The organism is Faecalibacterium sp., from assembly GCF_052358865.1.
In the GTDB taxonomy this organism is placed as follows: Bacteria; Bacillota; Clostridia; order Oscillospirales; family Ruminococcaceae; genus Faecalibacterium; species Faecalibacterium butyricigenerans.
The window spans coordinates 1-15,092 of record NZ_DAWCVJ010000063.1 but is presented as its reverse complement, the minus strand read 5'-3'; the positions used below and the strand labels follow the sequence as shown (position 1 = coordinate 15,092).

At 57.4% G+C, this 15,092-nt stretch carries 15 protein-coding genes and 1 tRNA gene; 5 read left to right on the top strand and 11 right to left on the bottom strand.

Annotated elements, in window-relative coordinates; genetic code table 11:
- From ACT8X9_RS10050 to ACT8X9_RS10040, 3 genes are all read right to left on the bottom strand, one after another.
- Positions 1 to 1,388: hypothetical protein (locus ACT8X9_RS10050; RefSeq protein ID WP_444268880.1), on the bottom strand; the 1,388-nt coding region annotated here is incomplete at its 3' end.
- 369 nt (positions 1,389 to 1,757) lie between these two features.
- A complete protein-coding gene (locus ACT8X9_RS10045) occupies positions 1,758 to 2,897 on the bottom strand; it encodes an XRE family transcriptional regulator (protein WP_444268879.1) in 1,140 nt (379 codons plus the stop codon).
- A 329-nt stretch (positions 2,898 to 3,226) separates the two neighbouring features.
- Positions 3,227 to 3,303, bottom strand: a tRNA-Val gene (locus tag ACT8X9_RS10040).
- 158 nt (positions 3,304 to 3,461) lie between these two features.
- Between ACT8X9_RS10040 and ACT8X9_RS10035 the strand changes: the two genes are divergently transcribed.
- Positions 3,462 to 3,623, top strand: coding sequence for a FeoB-associated Cys-rich membrane protein (locus ACT8X9_RS10035; protein WP_227621794.1), 162 nt, complete (start codon positions 3,462 to 3,464; stop codon positions 3,621 to 3,623).
- Between the two features lie 46 nt (positions 3,624 to 3,669).
- On the opposite strand, the gene ACT8X9_RS10030 is transcribed toward ACT8X9_RS10035, so the two are convergent.
- Entirely contained in the window at positions 3,670 to 3,966 is a 297-nt protein-coding gene (locus tag ACT8X9_RS10030) for a DUF1492 domain-containing protein (protein ID WP_227621795.1), read from the bottom strand.
- 22 nt (positions 3,967 to 3,988) lie between these two features.
- The gene (locus tag ACT8X9_RS10025; RefSeq protein WP_227621796.1) at positions 3,989 to 4,201 is read right to left on the bottom strand and encodes a helix-turn-helix domain-containing protein; all 213 of its coding nucleotides are present in this window, start codon (positions 4,199 to 4,201) and stop codon (positions 3,989 to 3,991) included.
- 191 nt (positions 4,202 to 4,392) lie between these two features.
- Between ACT8X9_RS10025 and ACT8X9_RS10020 the strand changes: the two genes are divergently transcribed.
- From ACT8X9_RS10020 to ACT8X9_RS10010, 3 genes are read left to right on the top strand one after another with little or no spacing between them, the layout of a single operon-like run.
- Positions 4,393 to 5,019, top strand: coding sequence for a LexA family protein (locus ACT8X9_RS10020; RefSeq protein WP_249233628.1), 627 nt, complete (start codon positions 4,393 to 4,395; stop codon positions 5,017 to 5,019).
- A gap of 15 nt (positions 5,020 to 5,034) precedes the next feature.
- Positions 5,035 to 5,730, top strand: coding sequence for a tRNA (N6-threonylcarbamoyladenosine(37)-N6)-methyltransferase TrmO (gene tsaA, locus ACT8X9_RS10015; RefSeq protein ID WP_444268878.1), 696 nt, complete (start codon positions 5,035 to 5,037; stop codon positions 5,728 to 5,730).
- 16 nt (positions 5,731 to 5,746) lie between these two features.
- Positions 5,747 to 6,622, top strand: a complete 876-nt coding sequence (locus ACT8X9_RS10010) for a LysR family transcriptional regulator (protein ID WP_249233630.1) — start codon at positions 5,747 to 5,749, stop codon at positions 6,620 to 6,622.
- Between the two features lie 59 nt (positions 6,623 to 6,681).
- On the opposite strand, the gene ACT8X9_RS10005 is transcribed toward ACT8X9_RS10010, so the two are convergent.
- From ACT8X9_RS10005 to rlmB, 4 genes are all read right to left on the bottom strand, one after another.
- On the bottom strand, positions 6,682 to 7,641 hold the full coding sequence (locus tag ACT8X9_RS10005; protein WP_444268877.1) for an Ig-like domain-containing protein: 960 nt from the start codon (positions 7,639 to 7,641) through the stop codon (positions 6,682 to 6,684).
- A gap of 266 nt (positions 7,642 to 7,907) precedes the next feature.
- The gene (gene rbr, locus ACT8X9_RS10000) at positions 7,908 to 8,447 is read right to left on the bottom strand and encodes a rubrerythrin (RefSeq protein ID WP_227621801.1); all 540 of its coding nucleotides are present in this window, start codon (positions 8,445 to 8,447) and stop codon (positions 7,908 to 7,910) included.
- A gap of 175 nt (positions 8,448 to 8,622) precedes the next feature.
- Positions 8,623 to 11,280 carry a cell envelope biogenesis protein OmpA gene (locus tag ACT8X9_RS09995; protein WP_444268876.1) on the bottom strand — a complete coding sequence of 886 codons (2,658 nt, stop codon included), beginning with the start codon at positions 11,278 to 11,280 and terminating at the stop codon, positions 8,623 to 8,625.
- Between the two features lie 38 nt (positions 11,281 to 11,318).
- Complete coding sequence (gene rlmB / locus ACT8X9_RS09990; protein ID WP_227621803.1) at positions 11,319 to 12,125, bottom strand: 23S rRNA (guanosine(2251)-2'-O)-methyltransferase RlmB; 807 nt, start codon at positions 12,123 to 12,125, stop codon at positions 11,319 to 11,321.
- 801 nt (positions 12,126 to 12,926) lie between these two features.
- On the opposite strand from rlmB, the gene fba reads away from it, so the two are divergent.
- Positions 12,927 to 13,790, top strand: a complete 864-nt coding sequence (gene fba, locus ACT8X9_RS09985) for a class II fructose-1,6-bisphosphate aldolase (protein WP_227621804.1) — start codon at positions 12,927 to 12,929, stop codon at positions 13,788 to 13,790.
- 91 nt (positions 13,791 to 13,881) lie between these two features.
- On the opposite strand, the gene ACT8X9_RS09980 is transcribed toward fba, so the two are convergent.
- Both ACT8X9_RS09980 and ACT8X9_RS09975 read right to left on the bottom strand, forming a co-directional pair.
- Positions 13,882 to 14,550 carry a hypothetical protein gene (locus ACT8X9_RS09980; RefSeq protein ID WP_444268875.1) on the bottom strand — a complete coding sequence of 223 codons (669 nt, stop codon included), beginning with the start codon at positions 14,548 to 14,550 and terminating at the stop codon, positions 13,882 to 13,884.
- Positions 14,543 to 14,875 (bottom strand): PadR family transcriptional regulator, encoded by a 333-nt coding sequence (locus tag ACT8X9_RS09975; RefSeq protein ID WP_015538579.1) that lies wholly within the window; start codon positions 14,873 to 14,875, stop codon positions 14,543 to 14,545. The genes ACT8X9_RS09980 and ACT8X9_RS09975 overlap by 8 nt, the downstream gene beginning before the upstream one ends.
- Between the last annotated feature and the right edge of the window lie 217 nt (positions 14,876 to 15,092).

Here is a 15,092-nt window from a genome sequence, read left to right as displayed (position 1 = left end):
ATGTATAAGTAACAGGGGATCTGCAAAATGCGTTTCATGGCTGGCAACATACAGGCATAACGTTCTTTGCCTACAAAAGTTTCCACCCGTTCTTCGTCCCATACGTGCAATTCGATTGGCTCCCAGAGACCAGACTGTTCAGGGGTTGCCGATGTGCAAAGCCTGCGCAGCGCCAAATCGTTTTCGTAGTCAAACTTGCGGCTGACCAAAATGACCCGGACAGTCCGGTTTCCTCCGCAGCTTAAAGCCTGCACCTGCTGTAGCATCTCTCCGCAGACGCCCAGTGCTTCTTCGCATGAACGGGTCGCCCAGCGAAGGGAGTCCAACTGGTCTAAGATGAGAACTCCCATTTGACCACTGGCCAACTGGCTTTCTAGGCAAAGCACTGGCGAAGCCCTGAATCCCAAAGCTTCGCCGTAGTATTCCGGTGTGCCTTGGGGAACCTTTTGGTCAACTGAAAGCGCCAAGTACGGAATATGCTCATTATCCAGCTCATCCAACAATGCTTGCACACAACCACTTTTGCCGATGCCTGCATCGCCAAGGAGCAAAACATTTTTGCCTGCCAGAATGGTCTGCAACACCGTGTGAGCTTCCTGTATGGGGAAAGGATGATCGCCGATGGGGCGGAAGTGGGACTTGAACCGATGATTCAGACGCTCGATCTGCAGTGGGATATTGGTATCGGAGGCCAGAAGCCGGCGCTGGTATCCCCGCTGTTCCAGATATTGCTGCAATATCCCCGCCGTGAGCGTTTTGCCATAATTATCGTTCTCCGTCAGGTTCAAAAGGACATCATAGACATCATCCGGGTTCCCGGTGAACATACTGCCGAGCACGTATTTCCACTGATCTCCCTCTACCGAATCATCACTGAGCGTACATATTTCAAACTGCCGCAGATAGAATGCAGCCTGTTCCTGATCCGCTGCTGTCTCTCCCAGTCCAAGATTTTTTCGCCACTGATCGAATAGATTTTTTCGGCCATACGTCGTCAGCTGATCCGTTACAAAGCGCTGACAGGAGTCCGAATTTCTGGCCGCCAGACACAAATCATTCAGCGCCACAAAGGGAAGTGCAGTCACAAACACAAAGTGATTCTGCTCCGTCTTTACATGATCCTTGATATGCTGAAACACCTTATGCCGTGCTAACGCAGACATCGTCCAGTGCTCATTGCTGCCGTTGCGTGCCTTACACTGGTGAAACTCCTTCCTTCCGCCTTGGTATTCTACGATAATATCCGTGCCGCTTTCATCGTCACCTGTGGGCTCACTCTGTACACTCAGCAAGCCGCCCTGCAAAACCTTTGCCATGAGAGACACGAAATATCTTCGTTCGTATCGATTGCCAAACTTATCAGCGCGTCCGCCTAATTCAAATGCCATCGTCCGCTCCTTATTTTTAGAGGTCAATGTTTCTGCTTATTTTTAAGGATATTTTGCAAATAGCTTTCTGTCAAGAGCTTTTGTTTCAAATTATGATAGCTTTACGTCTGCTGACTATTGTTTTTCTGTTTTCTTTTCGTGCAAAGATATCCTGAAACGTGCTGTCGGGCACACGCCCAAATTCAAAACGCCGGATGAAGTCTATCTCCATCCGAAAGCCAACCAGATAATCGAAGCCCGAAGCCTTTGATAAGGCCAATCAACTGGTCAAGGATGAAGTTTTGGCTCTGCCAGAAGAATAATATCCCCACAAACCATAAAACCGTCAACGCATGAGATAGCAATCTCTTACGTTTGACGGTTTCCTTTTTACCCTAAAAGCACTCTTGCTCTGCGCTGTACCTCTTTTTCGATCATCTTCAAGCGATTTGGCGGCAGATTATAACGTGTCGCTCTGCGGTCAAAATGGAAATCCAGCAGCTTATGGAGCATCGCACGGTGACGAGGTTTCATTGCGCTCTTTACAGCTGCAAAGAAATCATCATATGCAAGCGGAAGCAGTGTGCGGGCATATTCATCAAATGCTTTCTGGTTGTCCCAAAGATCCGTTCCGCCCAGACTGAACAGCGAGTTTCCGTGGTCAAACAGCGGAGCGGGTGCCGCAATCGTGTTGGTCTTATTATCCACCAACACACCAAAATTTCCATAGTGGCGGTCTGTATTGCAGATGATTGCATCAAAGACCAGCATATCTTCCAGCGCATCCACAAAGTTCTGACCTAACGTCTGATAATACGCAAAAATTGCTTTTATTCCGCCTTTGGACACAAGCTGTCCGATGGGAATATAAGAATATTCTTTGCTGGTGAACAGTTCACACTTGGAACAAAGCGTCCTTTTCAGATCTTTTGTCAGGGTGTAGCGAATCGCATTCACGCCAATCACCTGTGCAACTTGATAAGCGTACAGTTCCGAGTATGGTTCAAACCCCAGATTGCTGAACCCTGACGTGCCACCTTTATAAAGATAGATTTTTCCGTTTTGCCTGCGCCAGCATTTGGGCAGCATCCCGTTGGTCGAGAACTCCGGGCAGGACGCAAGCGAAGTTCGTATGCTGCTGCCATATCCTGTAAAGGCGATTGCTGCCAGCACCTGACTGAATCGGTTATCGTAAAGATTTACTTTTTCAAAGGTGTCACCGGAGCCCTCTGCATCTACCCAAAAGCAATCATTGAGTGAAAGACCTTTATTGGCTGCAATAATTCCAAGCGGTCGATTCAAAGAAAGCCCCACCTTAGAGAGCAGAGCATCTACATACGCTCGGTTCTTCGGAATTGTGCGATGCCGCAGCCAGCGTTCTACACCATCTTCTGATACAGTCAGGTTCAAAGGTAAAAAGGAACGGTTTTCTTCGTAGACCTTTATAATATGGAGGTCAGTATCTGCACTGTCCATGTTTGCTTCAAAGGTAAGCAGTGGCAAATCAAAATGCCGGATGGTGTAGCGCACAGCGATTTCTCCTTTCATCCATGATCTTTTCCTTTATTGTACGGCATCAGAATCCGAATGAAAAGCACCGTCGTCATTCTGCACAAAATTCAAGGATAAAATTTTATATCCAAAAATCTGCAAAAATCGGGTTTCTGAGGTCATTTTGCCGTTCCTCTCCGAATTTTGCTACAGATCTGCTACAAACTTGCTACAAACGACTGAAAAGGGGGCCTCCTACACGTTTCATTATCAATATGCAAAAGTGAATCCGTTTCACTTTTGCATGTCAAAAAGCACGTAGATACAAGAAAAAGCCGCTTACCTTTTCAGGTAAACGGCCTTACGCTTGGTGGAGAATTAGGGACTCGAACCCCAGACCCCCTGCGTGTGATGCAGGTGCTCTAACCAGCTGAGCTAATCCTCCGAATCGGAACACGCTTATTATATCACTGCACAGGCCCAAATGCAAGCCCTAATTTTCGATTTTTGCAAAAAGTTTGGATCAACAGTGCTTTTTGATTGCTCTTCTGCGTCAAATGGTGTATACTGAGGCTGGAATTCTTTCGAAAGAGAGGTCTTTTTATGATCACTGTACGCGGTATCATCACCTTGCTGGTGCTGGCGGTCCTGTTCGCACTGGCCGTGGTTTGGGTATCCAAGCAAGGCGGCTGGAAGGGCGAGGGCTGCGGCGGCAACTGTGCCTCCTGCCACCAGCACTGCGACACCCCTGAAAAGAAACACTGAGCACACGAATGCCCTCCGGCCGCTCTGGCCGGAGGGCATTTTTGCGTCACAGCTCGCCGTAATGGGCAGCAAAGACCGCGATGGTGCTCAGAAGGTCGCTGTGGGCTTTCTGATAGGTGCTGTAGCTGATGTTCAGCTTGTCCATCACCTCTTCCCGCGTCCGTCTCTCCATGTAGCGCAGCTGCAGGATGCCGCCCCGCAGGCCGGGGTCTGCCTCCCGGTAATACGCCTCCGTTTGCTCAATGGCTTTCTTCCACCCCCAGTTTCGGGGGCCGTAGACCCAGTTCCGCTGCCCATAAAAGCCGAGGGCCTCCTTTGTCTTCCGACGCTGCTCCTGTGTCATCGCTCCTTCTCCCTTCCCGCTCTCAGCCCGCCGGGCCGAAGAAGCAGCGGTCACGCTGCTCGGTGGTCATCCCCAGCATCTTCGAAAGCTTTTCGGCCTCACTCAGCTTGAATTCGCGCTCGTTTTCCAGCTTGCAGCGGAGCGTGCCGCTGCTGATGCCCAGAACATGGGCCACATGGCCCAGCTTTACGCCGCGGCTGCGGATGCAGTCGCGGAGCATCATGGTGTCGGTCATAGGCGTTTCTCCTTTCCGTTTTACGTCTTAAGTGTGCAGTACAATCATTAGTTGTATTATATTCCTTAGTTGATTATTTGTCAACATTATTTGCGAAACAGCCGATTAAAAGTTGATTTATAGTAAATTTTTTGTTATACTAGCCTCAGAACACCGAAAATCATGCATCGAGATAGAAAGCGAGGCCCTTTATGTCTGACACCGATCTATCCGGCCGCATCCGGCAGCGCCGGGAGCAGCTGGGCCTGTCGCAGGAAGAGCTGGCCGCCCGGATGGGATACCGTTCCAAATCCTCCATCACCAAGCTGGAAAAAGGCATCAACGACCTGCCCCGGGCCAAGCTCGAGGAGCTGGCGGCGGCGCTGAACACTACTCCTGCGTGGTTGATGGGCCTTGTGGATCTGCTCAGCCCGCCGCCGGGCTTCGAGCCGCTGCCCGAGATGGTGCGGGTGCCCCTTGTAGGCTCCATCGCCTGCGGGACCCCCATCACCGCCGAACAGAACATCGAGTGCTACATCGGCGTCCCTGCCGCGTGGCACGCTGACTTTGCCCTCACCTGCCATGGCAGCAGCATGGCCCCCACCATCTGCGACGGCGACATCGTCTGCATCCGCCGTCAGCCCGAGGTGGAGCAGGGGGAGATCGCCGCAGTCCGCATCGGTGAGGAAGCCACCCTCAAGCACTTTCACCGGCAGGGCGAGACCGTGATGCTGCTGGCCGACAACGCCGCCGTCTGCCCTCCCATGATCTTCGCCGGCCCCCAGCTCGAGGAGATCCAGATCGAGGGCCGCGCCGTGGGCTTCTGCCGCGGTTTATAATAAGGAGAACTGCTTATGTCTGCACCCGAAGAAATGGCCCTCAAGGTCATCGCCCATATCCGCACCGCCTTCCCCACCAAATTCGGCATCCCCCGCCAAAGCGGGCTGGTGGACAGTCTGCGGGGCGAGGTCATCTTCACCCCCGAATACCGCTGCGCCGACGCCGTGCGCGGGCTGGAAGATTTCAGCCACATCTGGCTGGTGTGGCAGTTCTCCGGCGCGGTGCGGGAGGGCTGGTCGCCCACCGTCCGCCCGCCCCGTCTCGGCGGCAACACCCGGATGGGCGTCTTTGCCACCCGCTCCCCCTTCCGGCCCAACCCTCTGGGCCTGTCCAGCGTCCGGCTGGAGGCCATCGAGCACCGGCCCGACGTCGGCCCCGTCCTCATCGTGCGGGGCGCCGACCTGATGGACGGCACCCCCATCTACGACATCAAACCCTATATCCCCTACGCCGACTGCCACCCTGATGCCTCCGCAGGTTTCACAGCGCAGACCCGGTCCCACCACCTGAACATGGTCTGCGGCGACGCCCTCTGGGCCAAAGTGCCTGCCGACCAGCAGGCGGCGCTGCGGGGCGTGCTGGAAAACGACCCCCGCCCCTCCTACCAGCACGACCCCGAGCGGGTCTACGGCATGGAGTTCGGCGGTCTGGAAGTCCACTTCAAGGTGGACGGCGAGACGCTGACCGTCACCGGCATCGACCACTGCTGACGCCGGAGGGACTGCAATGGAGCTGCGAAATATCAATACTTTCCTCCACATCGCCGAGCTGCACAGCTTTTCCAGCGCTGCGCGGGAGCTGGGTTACTCTCAGTCGGCGGTGTCGGCCCAGATCGCACAGCTGGAAGCAGAGCTTGGCACGCCCCTCTTCGACCGGGTAGGAAAGACCGTCCGCCTCACCGACGCGGGCCAGACCTTCCAGAGCTACGCCCGCACCCTTCTCATCACGGCCCAGCAGGCCAAGGCCGCGCTGATGCCCGCCCGGGCCGTCAGCGGCACCCTGCGGGTGGCGCTGGCAGACTCGGTGTGCAGCACCTTCCTGCCCGACCTGCTGCAGCAGTTCCACGCCCTCTGTCCGCAGGTGGAGCTGGTGCTTCGGACTGCCACCGCAGACGAGATGCTGCGGCTGCTGGGGGCCAACCAGATCGACCTCGCCTACACCCTCGACCAGCCCCTGCTCCTGCCCAGCCTGACGCTGGCCGTCAACGTGCCGGAGCCGGTCTGCTTCGTAGCCCCCGCCGGACACCCGCTGGCCGAGGCCGAGGCCGTGCCGCTGGATGTGCTGGCCCAGCAGGAATTTCTTCTCACGGAGCGGGGCATGAGCTACCGCGATGCCCTCGACCAGCGCCTTGCGGCCCGGGGGCTGGCCATCCATCCCTACATCGAGCTGGGCAGCGCCTCCCTGCTCTGCCAGATGGTAGAGCGCGGGATGGGCCTCTCCTTCCTGCCCGAGTACATCGTCTGCCCGGCCCTCTCCGCCGGGCGTCTGGCCCGCCTTCGCGTTCCCGACTGCACCGTCACCATGCACCGCCAGCTGTTCTACCACAAGGATAAATGGCTCACGCCCCAGATGAAGGCCTTCATTGCGCTGGTGGAGCAATAAACAAACGCCCCGCACCTGTCTTTCGACAAGTGTGGGGCGTTTCATTTGCAGATCTTTTCTCAGCTCAGCCGGTTCATCCGGACGGCCACATAGGGGTCGGGAAGCTTGAGTTCCTCGGCCAGATCTTCTTCGCTGCTGTATTTGTCGGCGGCAAGGCCCACAAAGACGCTGCAGCTGTCGAAGCGGCCATCCGGCGAGAGGGCGGTGATCTTCGCCTCACCGTCCGCAACAGCGGTCACGACGCCAGAGGCGTCCACTGTAGCGACGCCGGGGTTGCTGCTGACCCATGTGATGGGGACGCTGACGCCCCCCTCCACGGCTACAGAGGCCGTCAGGGCTTCCTTTGCGCCCACGGTGCGGAGCAGCAGGTCGTGCTTATTCAGGGTCACTTTGCCCACGTCGCTGGTGACGGTGACGGCACAACGGAGAGCCTGACCGTTGGACGCCAGCGCGGTGATGGTGGTGGTGCCGGGTTTCTGGGCCGTGACAAGGCCCTCCGTGTCCACCGTCGCCACCTCAGGGTCGCTGCTCATCCACTGGTAGGCGTAGATAAAGGAGCCGCTCGTGTTGATGAGCTGCAGCTTCTGGCTGGGGTGGGCGTTGTCGTACTGGATGATGAGGTTGAGGGTGACATGGTCGAGGGCCGGCTTTTTGCTGGCCGCGTCCCCGCTTTCCTTGCGGACCGTCACCCTGCAGGCGGCATACTCGCCCCGGTCGGTGATGGCGCTGATGGTCGCCTCACCGGCGCTGCGTCCCGTAACGCGGCCGTCGCCGTCCACAGTGGCCACGGTGGGGTTGCTGCTCATCCAGACGATGAAGTAGTAGTCGCTCTGTCCGCCGGTGTAGAGATAGGCTTTGGGCCGGGGGTCGTCGGCCGTGATCTCCAGCTCCATCTCGCTCACTTCCAGCTCAAAGTTCGAAGACTGTCCCAGAAGCGACGGCGCAGCCTGTGCGGCGGGAGCCGCCAGAAGCAGCCCGCTCAGCACGAGGGCAGCCGCAAGCCGTGTGATCTTGTTCATAGGGTAGCACTTCCCTCCTTCGTATCATTCCGTCTATCGCAATGTGCACTGCACATAATTCCACTCACTACTCGTTTATTGTACACGTCCCCCAAAGAAGGGTCAAGTTCTTCGCCAGAAGTGTCACAATTTCGCGCATCTTTTCGTGAAAGGCACTAAAACACCACCCTCAAATTTATACAAAACGTGCAGACTGCATTTTGCCGCCGGACGAAAGAGCCGCCGCACCCTCAGAAAGGTGCGGCGGCTCTCAGATGCCGTAAAAATCAGTAGTTCTTGGCCTTCAGCTCAAAATAGCTCTGGGGATGGGCGCAGACCGGGCACTTGAGGGGTGCAGACTTGCCGATATGGGTGTAGCCGCAGTTCCGGCAGACCCACACCTGCTGCTCTTCCCGGGCAAAGACCTTGCCCTCCTTGAGGTTGGCAGCGAGGGCGCGGTAGCGCTCCTCGTGCTCCTTCTCGATCTGTCCCACCATCGTGAAGAGGGCGGCCAGCTGGGCAAAGCCCTCCTCCTTGGCCTCAGCGGCCATCCGGGGGTACATCTCGGTCCACTCGTCGTTCTCACCGCTTGCAGCCATCTCAAGGCAGGTCATGGTGTCGGGGAGCGCGCCGCCGCACAGGGCTTTGAACCACAGCTTGGCGTGCTCTTTCTCGTTGCCGGCGGTCTCCTCAAAGATAGCGGCCAGCTGCTCGTAGCCCTCTTTCCTTGCGACGCTTGCAAAGAAGGTGTACTTGTTGCGGGCCATGCTCTCACCGGCGAAGGCTTCCATCAGGTTTTTCTCGGTCTTGGTACCCTTGAGTTCCATATTCTGTTCTCCTCTCTGATGTGTTGACACTGCCAGTATAGGCCATGTCAGGTTTGGTTTATTCTACGCGCAGCCCGCTTTGTTCGGTACCGGGTGTGCGCTAGGTCTTGTTTCTTTCTGAGGATAGTATAACAGAATTCGGGATAGAAATCAAGAATAATTCCTATTTATTTTTTCAACTGTGCTGCTTGAGGGCACAGACGGCGATGCTGAGGGCGCTCCACGCGGCCTGATACATCAGCACTGCGGCCACGCTCAGCATCCCCACGCTGCCCGCATAGGTCAGCAGGACGGCAATGGCCACCGAGAACCACACCGACACCAGCTGTACCGTGGTGGCAGTCGTCTCGGCGTTCTGGGCCTGCTCTGCGGCCCGCAGGCCGCCGGTCAGGCTGGCAAAGCCCTTGGTGCAGAGGATGCAGCAGTCCTCAGAGCCGGTGTTCTGGGCGGTGGCGGCATCCAGTGCGGCACACTGCTCCTGATCCAGCAGGACGACCATCCCCTCGGGCAGGTGGTAGGCGTCGGTGATCTGCCGTGCCGTCAGGCTGGGGTCCTGACAGGACACCAGCAGCTGGATGTTCTCCTTCTGGAGCTGTTCCAGCCCACGGGCCGCATTCCGCCCGCCCACATACCGGAGCACGAACATGGCGTGCAGACTGCCGGAGACGGCCAGATACAGGATCTGCAGCTCGCCGTTTTTCGAGTGCTTGGCTTCATACTCCTCGTCGGGCAGGGGCACATCTTCCTTTTCCATGTATGCGCGGGAGCCGATGAGGACGCGGTTGTTGTCGCACCACGCGGAGAAGCCGAGACCCCGATGGACTTCCAGATCCTTGACGGGGTAGAGGATGTCGGTGCGGTCCTCGATGATCTGGCGGAACAGGCCGCTCAGGGTATTGCAGCACTGGCTGAGGACGCTGGCCGAATAGAGGATGGCCCGGTCGATGCGGCCGCCCTTGAAGATGCGGATGTCCTCCAGCAAGGCGCTGTCCGGCGTGAACAGCTCGTCGGCGTCGGCCTGCACCGTGTCCACACCGCCCAGCTCCTCGATGGCCGACCAGCCGGGCACCACAGCGCCCGAGGCAGCTGCGGTCTGCTGCAGCCGCAGAGACGCAAGGCCGGCGATAAGGGTGGAGGACAGGGGCGACCCCATGCAGAGCACGGCGGTCAGGGCCGCCGCGCTGCCGTTGACGCCGCCGCCCATGACGAGGAATACGAATCCGGCCAGAAGGGCCACGCCCAGCAGGATATAGTTCGTTTTGCAGGCGCGGCGCTCACAGGCACGGGGGCCAAAGCCCTGTTCCACCATCGCGTCGTCCCACTCGGTGGGGCGGCTGAGCAGCACCCACGGGTCTTTTTCCTCCATATTCTTAGCCAGCACCCGGACAAGCTCCTTGTCCTTGGCGCGGAACGCGCCGCGCCGCTCCGGTGCGGCCTGCGCCAGCGCAAATCCGCCCTGCACCGAGGCCAGCAGCACCCGGTCGCCCAGCAGCGCAAGGAAGAGTCCCAGCGCCGCGATGCCGGACAGGAGGGTGAAGCTGGACGGCTGATAGCTCTTGGCGTTCAGCAGGGCCACAGCGGCCTGCAGCAGGGCGGCACAAGCGGCCAGCGCGGGCATCGTCTCCATGCTGGGACGGCCCCGCAGGCCCTGCAGGCCATCCCGCAGGACGGGCCAGCCAACGGCCAGTGCCAAGGCGTAGAAGAGCAGGTTGGCAGCGTAGAACGCCGCCGGGGCAGTCACGGGGTCCAGCCCGGCCAGCGGGCCGACAAGGCCCTCTGCGGCAAGGCCGAAGTGGAGCAGCACCAGCGCGAGGATGCCGCCCAGCGCACAGCGCAGGGTAAGGGCCGCGCTCATCCGGCGCAGCCGGTCGCCCATCTGCTCAGGCGCTTCGGGGGTCTTTTCCGCCTCGGCGGTCGCCTCTTCTGCGGGGGCGGCTTCCTCTGCGGCAGGCTGCGCAGGCGCTTCGGCGTCCGGCGTCTCTGCGGGGGCAGGCCCGTCGTCGTTCAGGTCAATGAGCGGCAGGCTCATGCTGTCGTCGCTGCTGGGCGGCGTCGTGCGGGTGGGGGCAGAGGGCGTTTCCTCGTCCTCCCCCTTGCCGAAGAAGTGCATGGCCGGGGCTGCATGGAGCTTCGCCGTCTTGTCCTCCGCAAACACCAGCTCGGGCATCGGCGCAGCAGGCCTCTCCGGCTTGGCATCCGGCTCTTTTTCTGGTCCCGGCTTCTGGACAGCCGGGGCTTCCGGGACGCTCTTCTCCGGCTTTTCGGCCTCCGGCTGAGGCTTCGGGCCGAAGAGCATGGCCTTCAGTGCCTGCATCTCCCGGTCCTCGTACTGCTCCTGCGGGGTGCGTGGGCCGTACTGGACGGCCTTTTTCCGGGAGGCAGACTGTTTTTCTGTTGGCATTTTGTCCGGCTGGGGGGCAGGCGTCTCCGGCGCTTTGGGCTGGGACACTTGGGGCTTCTCCGGTTCCGGCTGGGGCGCACTCGCCGCACTCGCCGCTCCCGCCGGCTCCGGCGTCTCAGGCTTCGAAGGCTCTGTCTCCTCTTCCAGCTTCAGGACAAGCTCCAGCTCGGAGGGGTTCTCCTGCTCCTCACCGCCCAGCTGGATCTCGCCGGTGTTGCTCTCTTCCGCTGCGCCGTCGGCCTGCGGCTCCGTTTTCTCGCGGCGGAACAGCCGACCGAACAGGCCCTTAGGCTTTTCGGCCGCTCCATCGTCCCGTCGGGTCATCTCCTCCGGGACCTGCGCCACACTGGTCGTAAAAAAGGTACGGAATTTCTCGTCGCGGGCGTCGATCTCTTCCTGCGTCAGTTCTTTCCGCTCTTCATCCTTTGGCATCTGCTGTCTTCCCTCCCTGATCTCTTATTGAGGGCGTCTCAGCCCTGTGCGGCACGCTGGCTCTGGATCTCATACAGGATGATGCCAGCCGCTACCGAGACGTTGAAGCTGTCCACACCGGTGCCTCGTGCAGCCATATCGAGGCTCACCACGCCGTCGCAGAGCTTCTTCACCAGCTGCGACACGCCGCTGCCCTCACTGCCCAGCACCAGTGCGATGGGGCCGGTGAGGTTGTTCCGACGCAGGGACACGCCATCCATATCGGCGCAGTAGACGAAAACGCCCTGCTCCTTGAGGCGGCGGATGGTCTCGCCGATGTTGGCCACCCGGGCCACGGGCAGTCGCTCCGCAGCACCGGCGCTGGACTTGATGACGGTGGGGGTCACGGATGCGCCGCCCCGCTTGGGGATGACGATGCCGTGTGCGCCGCACAGCAGGGCCGAGCGCATGACTGCGCCCAAATTGTGGGGGTCCTCGATGCCATCACTCAGCACGAGGAAGGGCGGTTCGCCCTTCTCCTTGGCTGCGGCCAGCAGGTCCTCCACCGTTGCGTATTCGATCTCGCTGGCAAAGGCAGCTACGCCCTGATGGCTCTCGGTGCCGGTCATGAGGCGCAGCTTATTGGGGTGCACCCGCTTGACGGTGGCACCGGCCTCCTTGGCCATTGCGGTGTAGTAGGCCGCCACAGCGGGGGCCATGCCCTCTGCCAGCAGCACGGTATCCACGCCGGAGCCGCTCTTCAGCAGCTCCGTGACCGGGTTCTTTCCGTAAACAAGGCTCTCGTTCCGGGGCTGCTCCTCGGCCTTTTCGCGGCGGGGGCGGCGGGACGTATTGCGTTCTTCCATGAAGTGCTCCTTCCATTTCTATCGCAGGACGCCGTGGCTCTTCCGGCCCGGCGCCGTTGTGTTTCATTCAGCAAATCTTTCCATGCCGCAGTGCGGCAGGCGATGATGACTCATCTTGAAGTATAACATAAGAAGCCGGTGTTCGCCATAGAATTGTGATTTTTCTCCCGTGAAATTTCTGTGCTGCGGTCCGGACAGCACCGCATGGGGTAAGTGTTGTCCCTCTGCACACCGAGCATCCGTCTTTTTGCCGGATGCAAAAGTTTTCCACATCCAAACCGCTTTACCCATCGTATATCGGCCCTGTTTTTTCCACAAGTTGAAAACCCTGTGGAAAGAGTTCAAAACTCAAGCGCTCATGCCTGTTTTTCAGGTTGAATTCCACACTTTCCACGAGGTTTTCCACATTCTCATCTCGACAGGCTCAGAACCTTGCATACATTTTGTAATTTTCAAGTCAGAATTATGACAAATTTTTGAATCGAAGCAGCCATTCTTTTGCCTTTTTATCCAATATCATTTTGACGAATGCAGTCTTCTGTTGAAAATCATCCCCTTTTGTCCCTCTCTCGTTCCTCTGCTCAGATGTTGTCGTCGCTTGTAAAAATGTTGCATTTCGCTCGTTTTTCCATTTTTCGACTGCGTTTCCGGCCAAGAAAGCTTCGGTTTGATTACAAAAACTCTCTAGTGGATTGATTTTGCCCTCTGTTTGGGGTATACTTAGGTTGCAACTTCGTTAAACCATACACGAAGTGCTGTGTGGGTACGAAGAGACCCCGATAAATTTTGGAGGTAAATAATATGTTGGTAAATGCAACCGAAATGCTCATCAAAGCCCGCGACGGCCACTACGGTGTGCCTCAGTTCAACATCAACAATCTGGAGTGGACCAAGGCTGTCCTGACCGCCTGCGAGGAGATGAAGAGTCCCGTCATTCTGGGCGTCTCCGAGGGTGCCGGCAAGTACATGACCGGCTTCAAGACCGTCGCCGCAATGGTGGACGCAATGGTCGATTCGATGGGCATCACCGTTCCGGTCGCTCTGCATCTGGATCACGGCACCTACGAGGGCTGCAAGGCCTGCGTTGAGGCTGGCTTCTCCTCCATCATGTTCGACGGCAGCCACTACTCCATCGAGGAGAATGTCGCCAAGACCACGGAGCTGGTCGCTCTGGCACACTCCAAGGGCATGAGCATCGAGGCCGAGGTCGGTTCCATCGGCGGCGTCGAGGACGGCGTTGTGGGCAATGGTGAGATCGCTGACCCCGCAGAGTGCGCAAAGATCACCGATCTGGGCATCGATTTCCTCGCTGCCGGCATCGGCAACATCCACGGCGTCTACCCGGCCAACTGGAAGGGTCTGGACTTCGAGGCTCTGGACCGCATCCACAAGGCTACCAACAACATTCCTCTGGTCCTGCATGGCGGCACCGGCATCCCCGACGACATGATCGCCAAGGCCATCAGCCTCGGCGTCTCCAAGATCAACATTAACACCGAGTGCCAGCTGGTCTTCGCTGAGGCCACCCGCAAGTACATCGAAGAGGGCAAGGATCAGCAGGGCAAGGGCTTCGACCCCCGCAAACTGCTGGCTCCCGGCGCAAAGGCCATCGAGGCCAAGTGCAAGGAGAAGATCGAGCTGTTCGGCTGCGCAGGCAAAGGCTAAGCCGAAGCTTCCTTCTTAAAGGATACCCCACCTGATAACGACCCGGCCCCGCTGCGTTGGAGTTTTCCACGCGGCGGGGCCGTTTTTTGTTTTATATGCGAGCACTCAGACGTGGGTCTTTTCCATATAGCCAGAAATGGATTGCATATAGCCCAGCACCCAGAAGGAGGCAAAAAATCGAATAACCAAGGATCGGAAGCCGTAGCAGTACAATCTTACCCGCGATCTGGGTAAAGAACCAGCCTGTCCCATACAGCACTACGATATATAGCGCCATCCAAGCGATGTATTTGAGCCAGTGTTCCCGTGGAGGAAAACCCACCTGCTCCATCATCCGGCGGAACAGTATGCAAAACGCGGTCAATGCAACAACAAGCTGCATCAGATACCCTACGGATAGTTCAAAAACCCAATTTCCAATTACCGGATAGAGCAGCAAGCCTTCCACGCCCCACCCAAAAAAGAAATACAGCGGTGCAACATACCAGAAGTAATCTCCAGCTCTCAGTGTTTTCAAGCTTGGCTTGACCTCTTCCACAAAGGTCTTTGCGTCCGAAATCGAATGAAACAGTTCCTGATTTTCCTTGTTGGCTTGGATTGCAATATCAAGCAAATCGCTGCGCACAAGTTCGATACCACAGAAGTCCCAGCTGACCCGGCGAAGATAACGAATCACTTCTTCAAGCTGCTCCTGACTTTTTTCAGTCAGCAACTCGGTACGCATCCGGTTTGTTTTTCGCAATGCAAAATACTTATTCATCTGGCTCCTCCTTAAAAATTTTTTCCACCAGCTGGCAGAGCTGGCTCCAATCCTGCCGGAACTCAAGAAGCGCCCGCCGCCCTTCTTCCGTTACAATGTAATATTTTCGGCTCGGTCCCTTGGGGGAAGGTCTGCGCTCCACCGTGACCTTTCCCTGTTGCTCCAAGCGCAATAGCAGCGGATAGAGCGTGCTCTCGCTCAAGTCAGAAAATCCGACCTGTTTCAGATGCATCACAATCTCATAACCATAGGTCGGCTCTTGCGCAATCAATTTCAGAACACAATATTCCAGAACACCCTTTAAAAGTTGTGCATTGTTTTCCATAAGTCCTCCTCTCTGCTAGTATGTAATGCGTAGTAGCTTATCTACATTGTATTACATAGTAGTGTTTCTGTCAAGTCCTGACCTATTGGCATTACAACCAAAAATCATGCCATATTTTTATGCAACAAAAAAGCCCTGAGATTTCTCTCAGAGCTCTTTGTTAAGTCGGCGACTACCTATTTTCACAAGCCGTTTCCAGCTAACTATCTTGGGCACG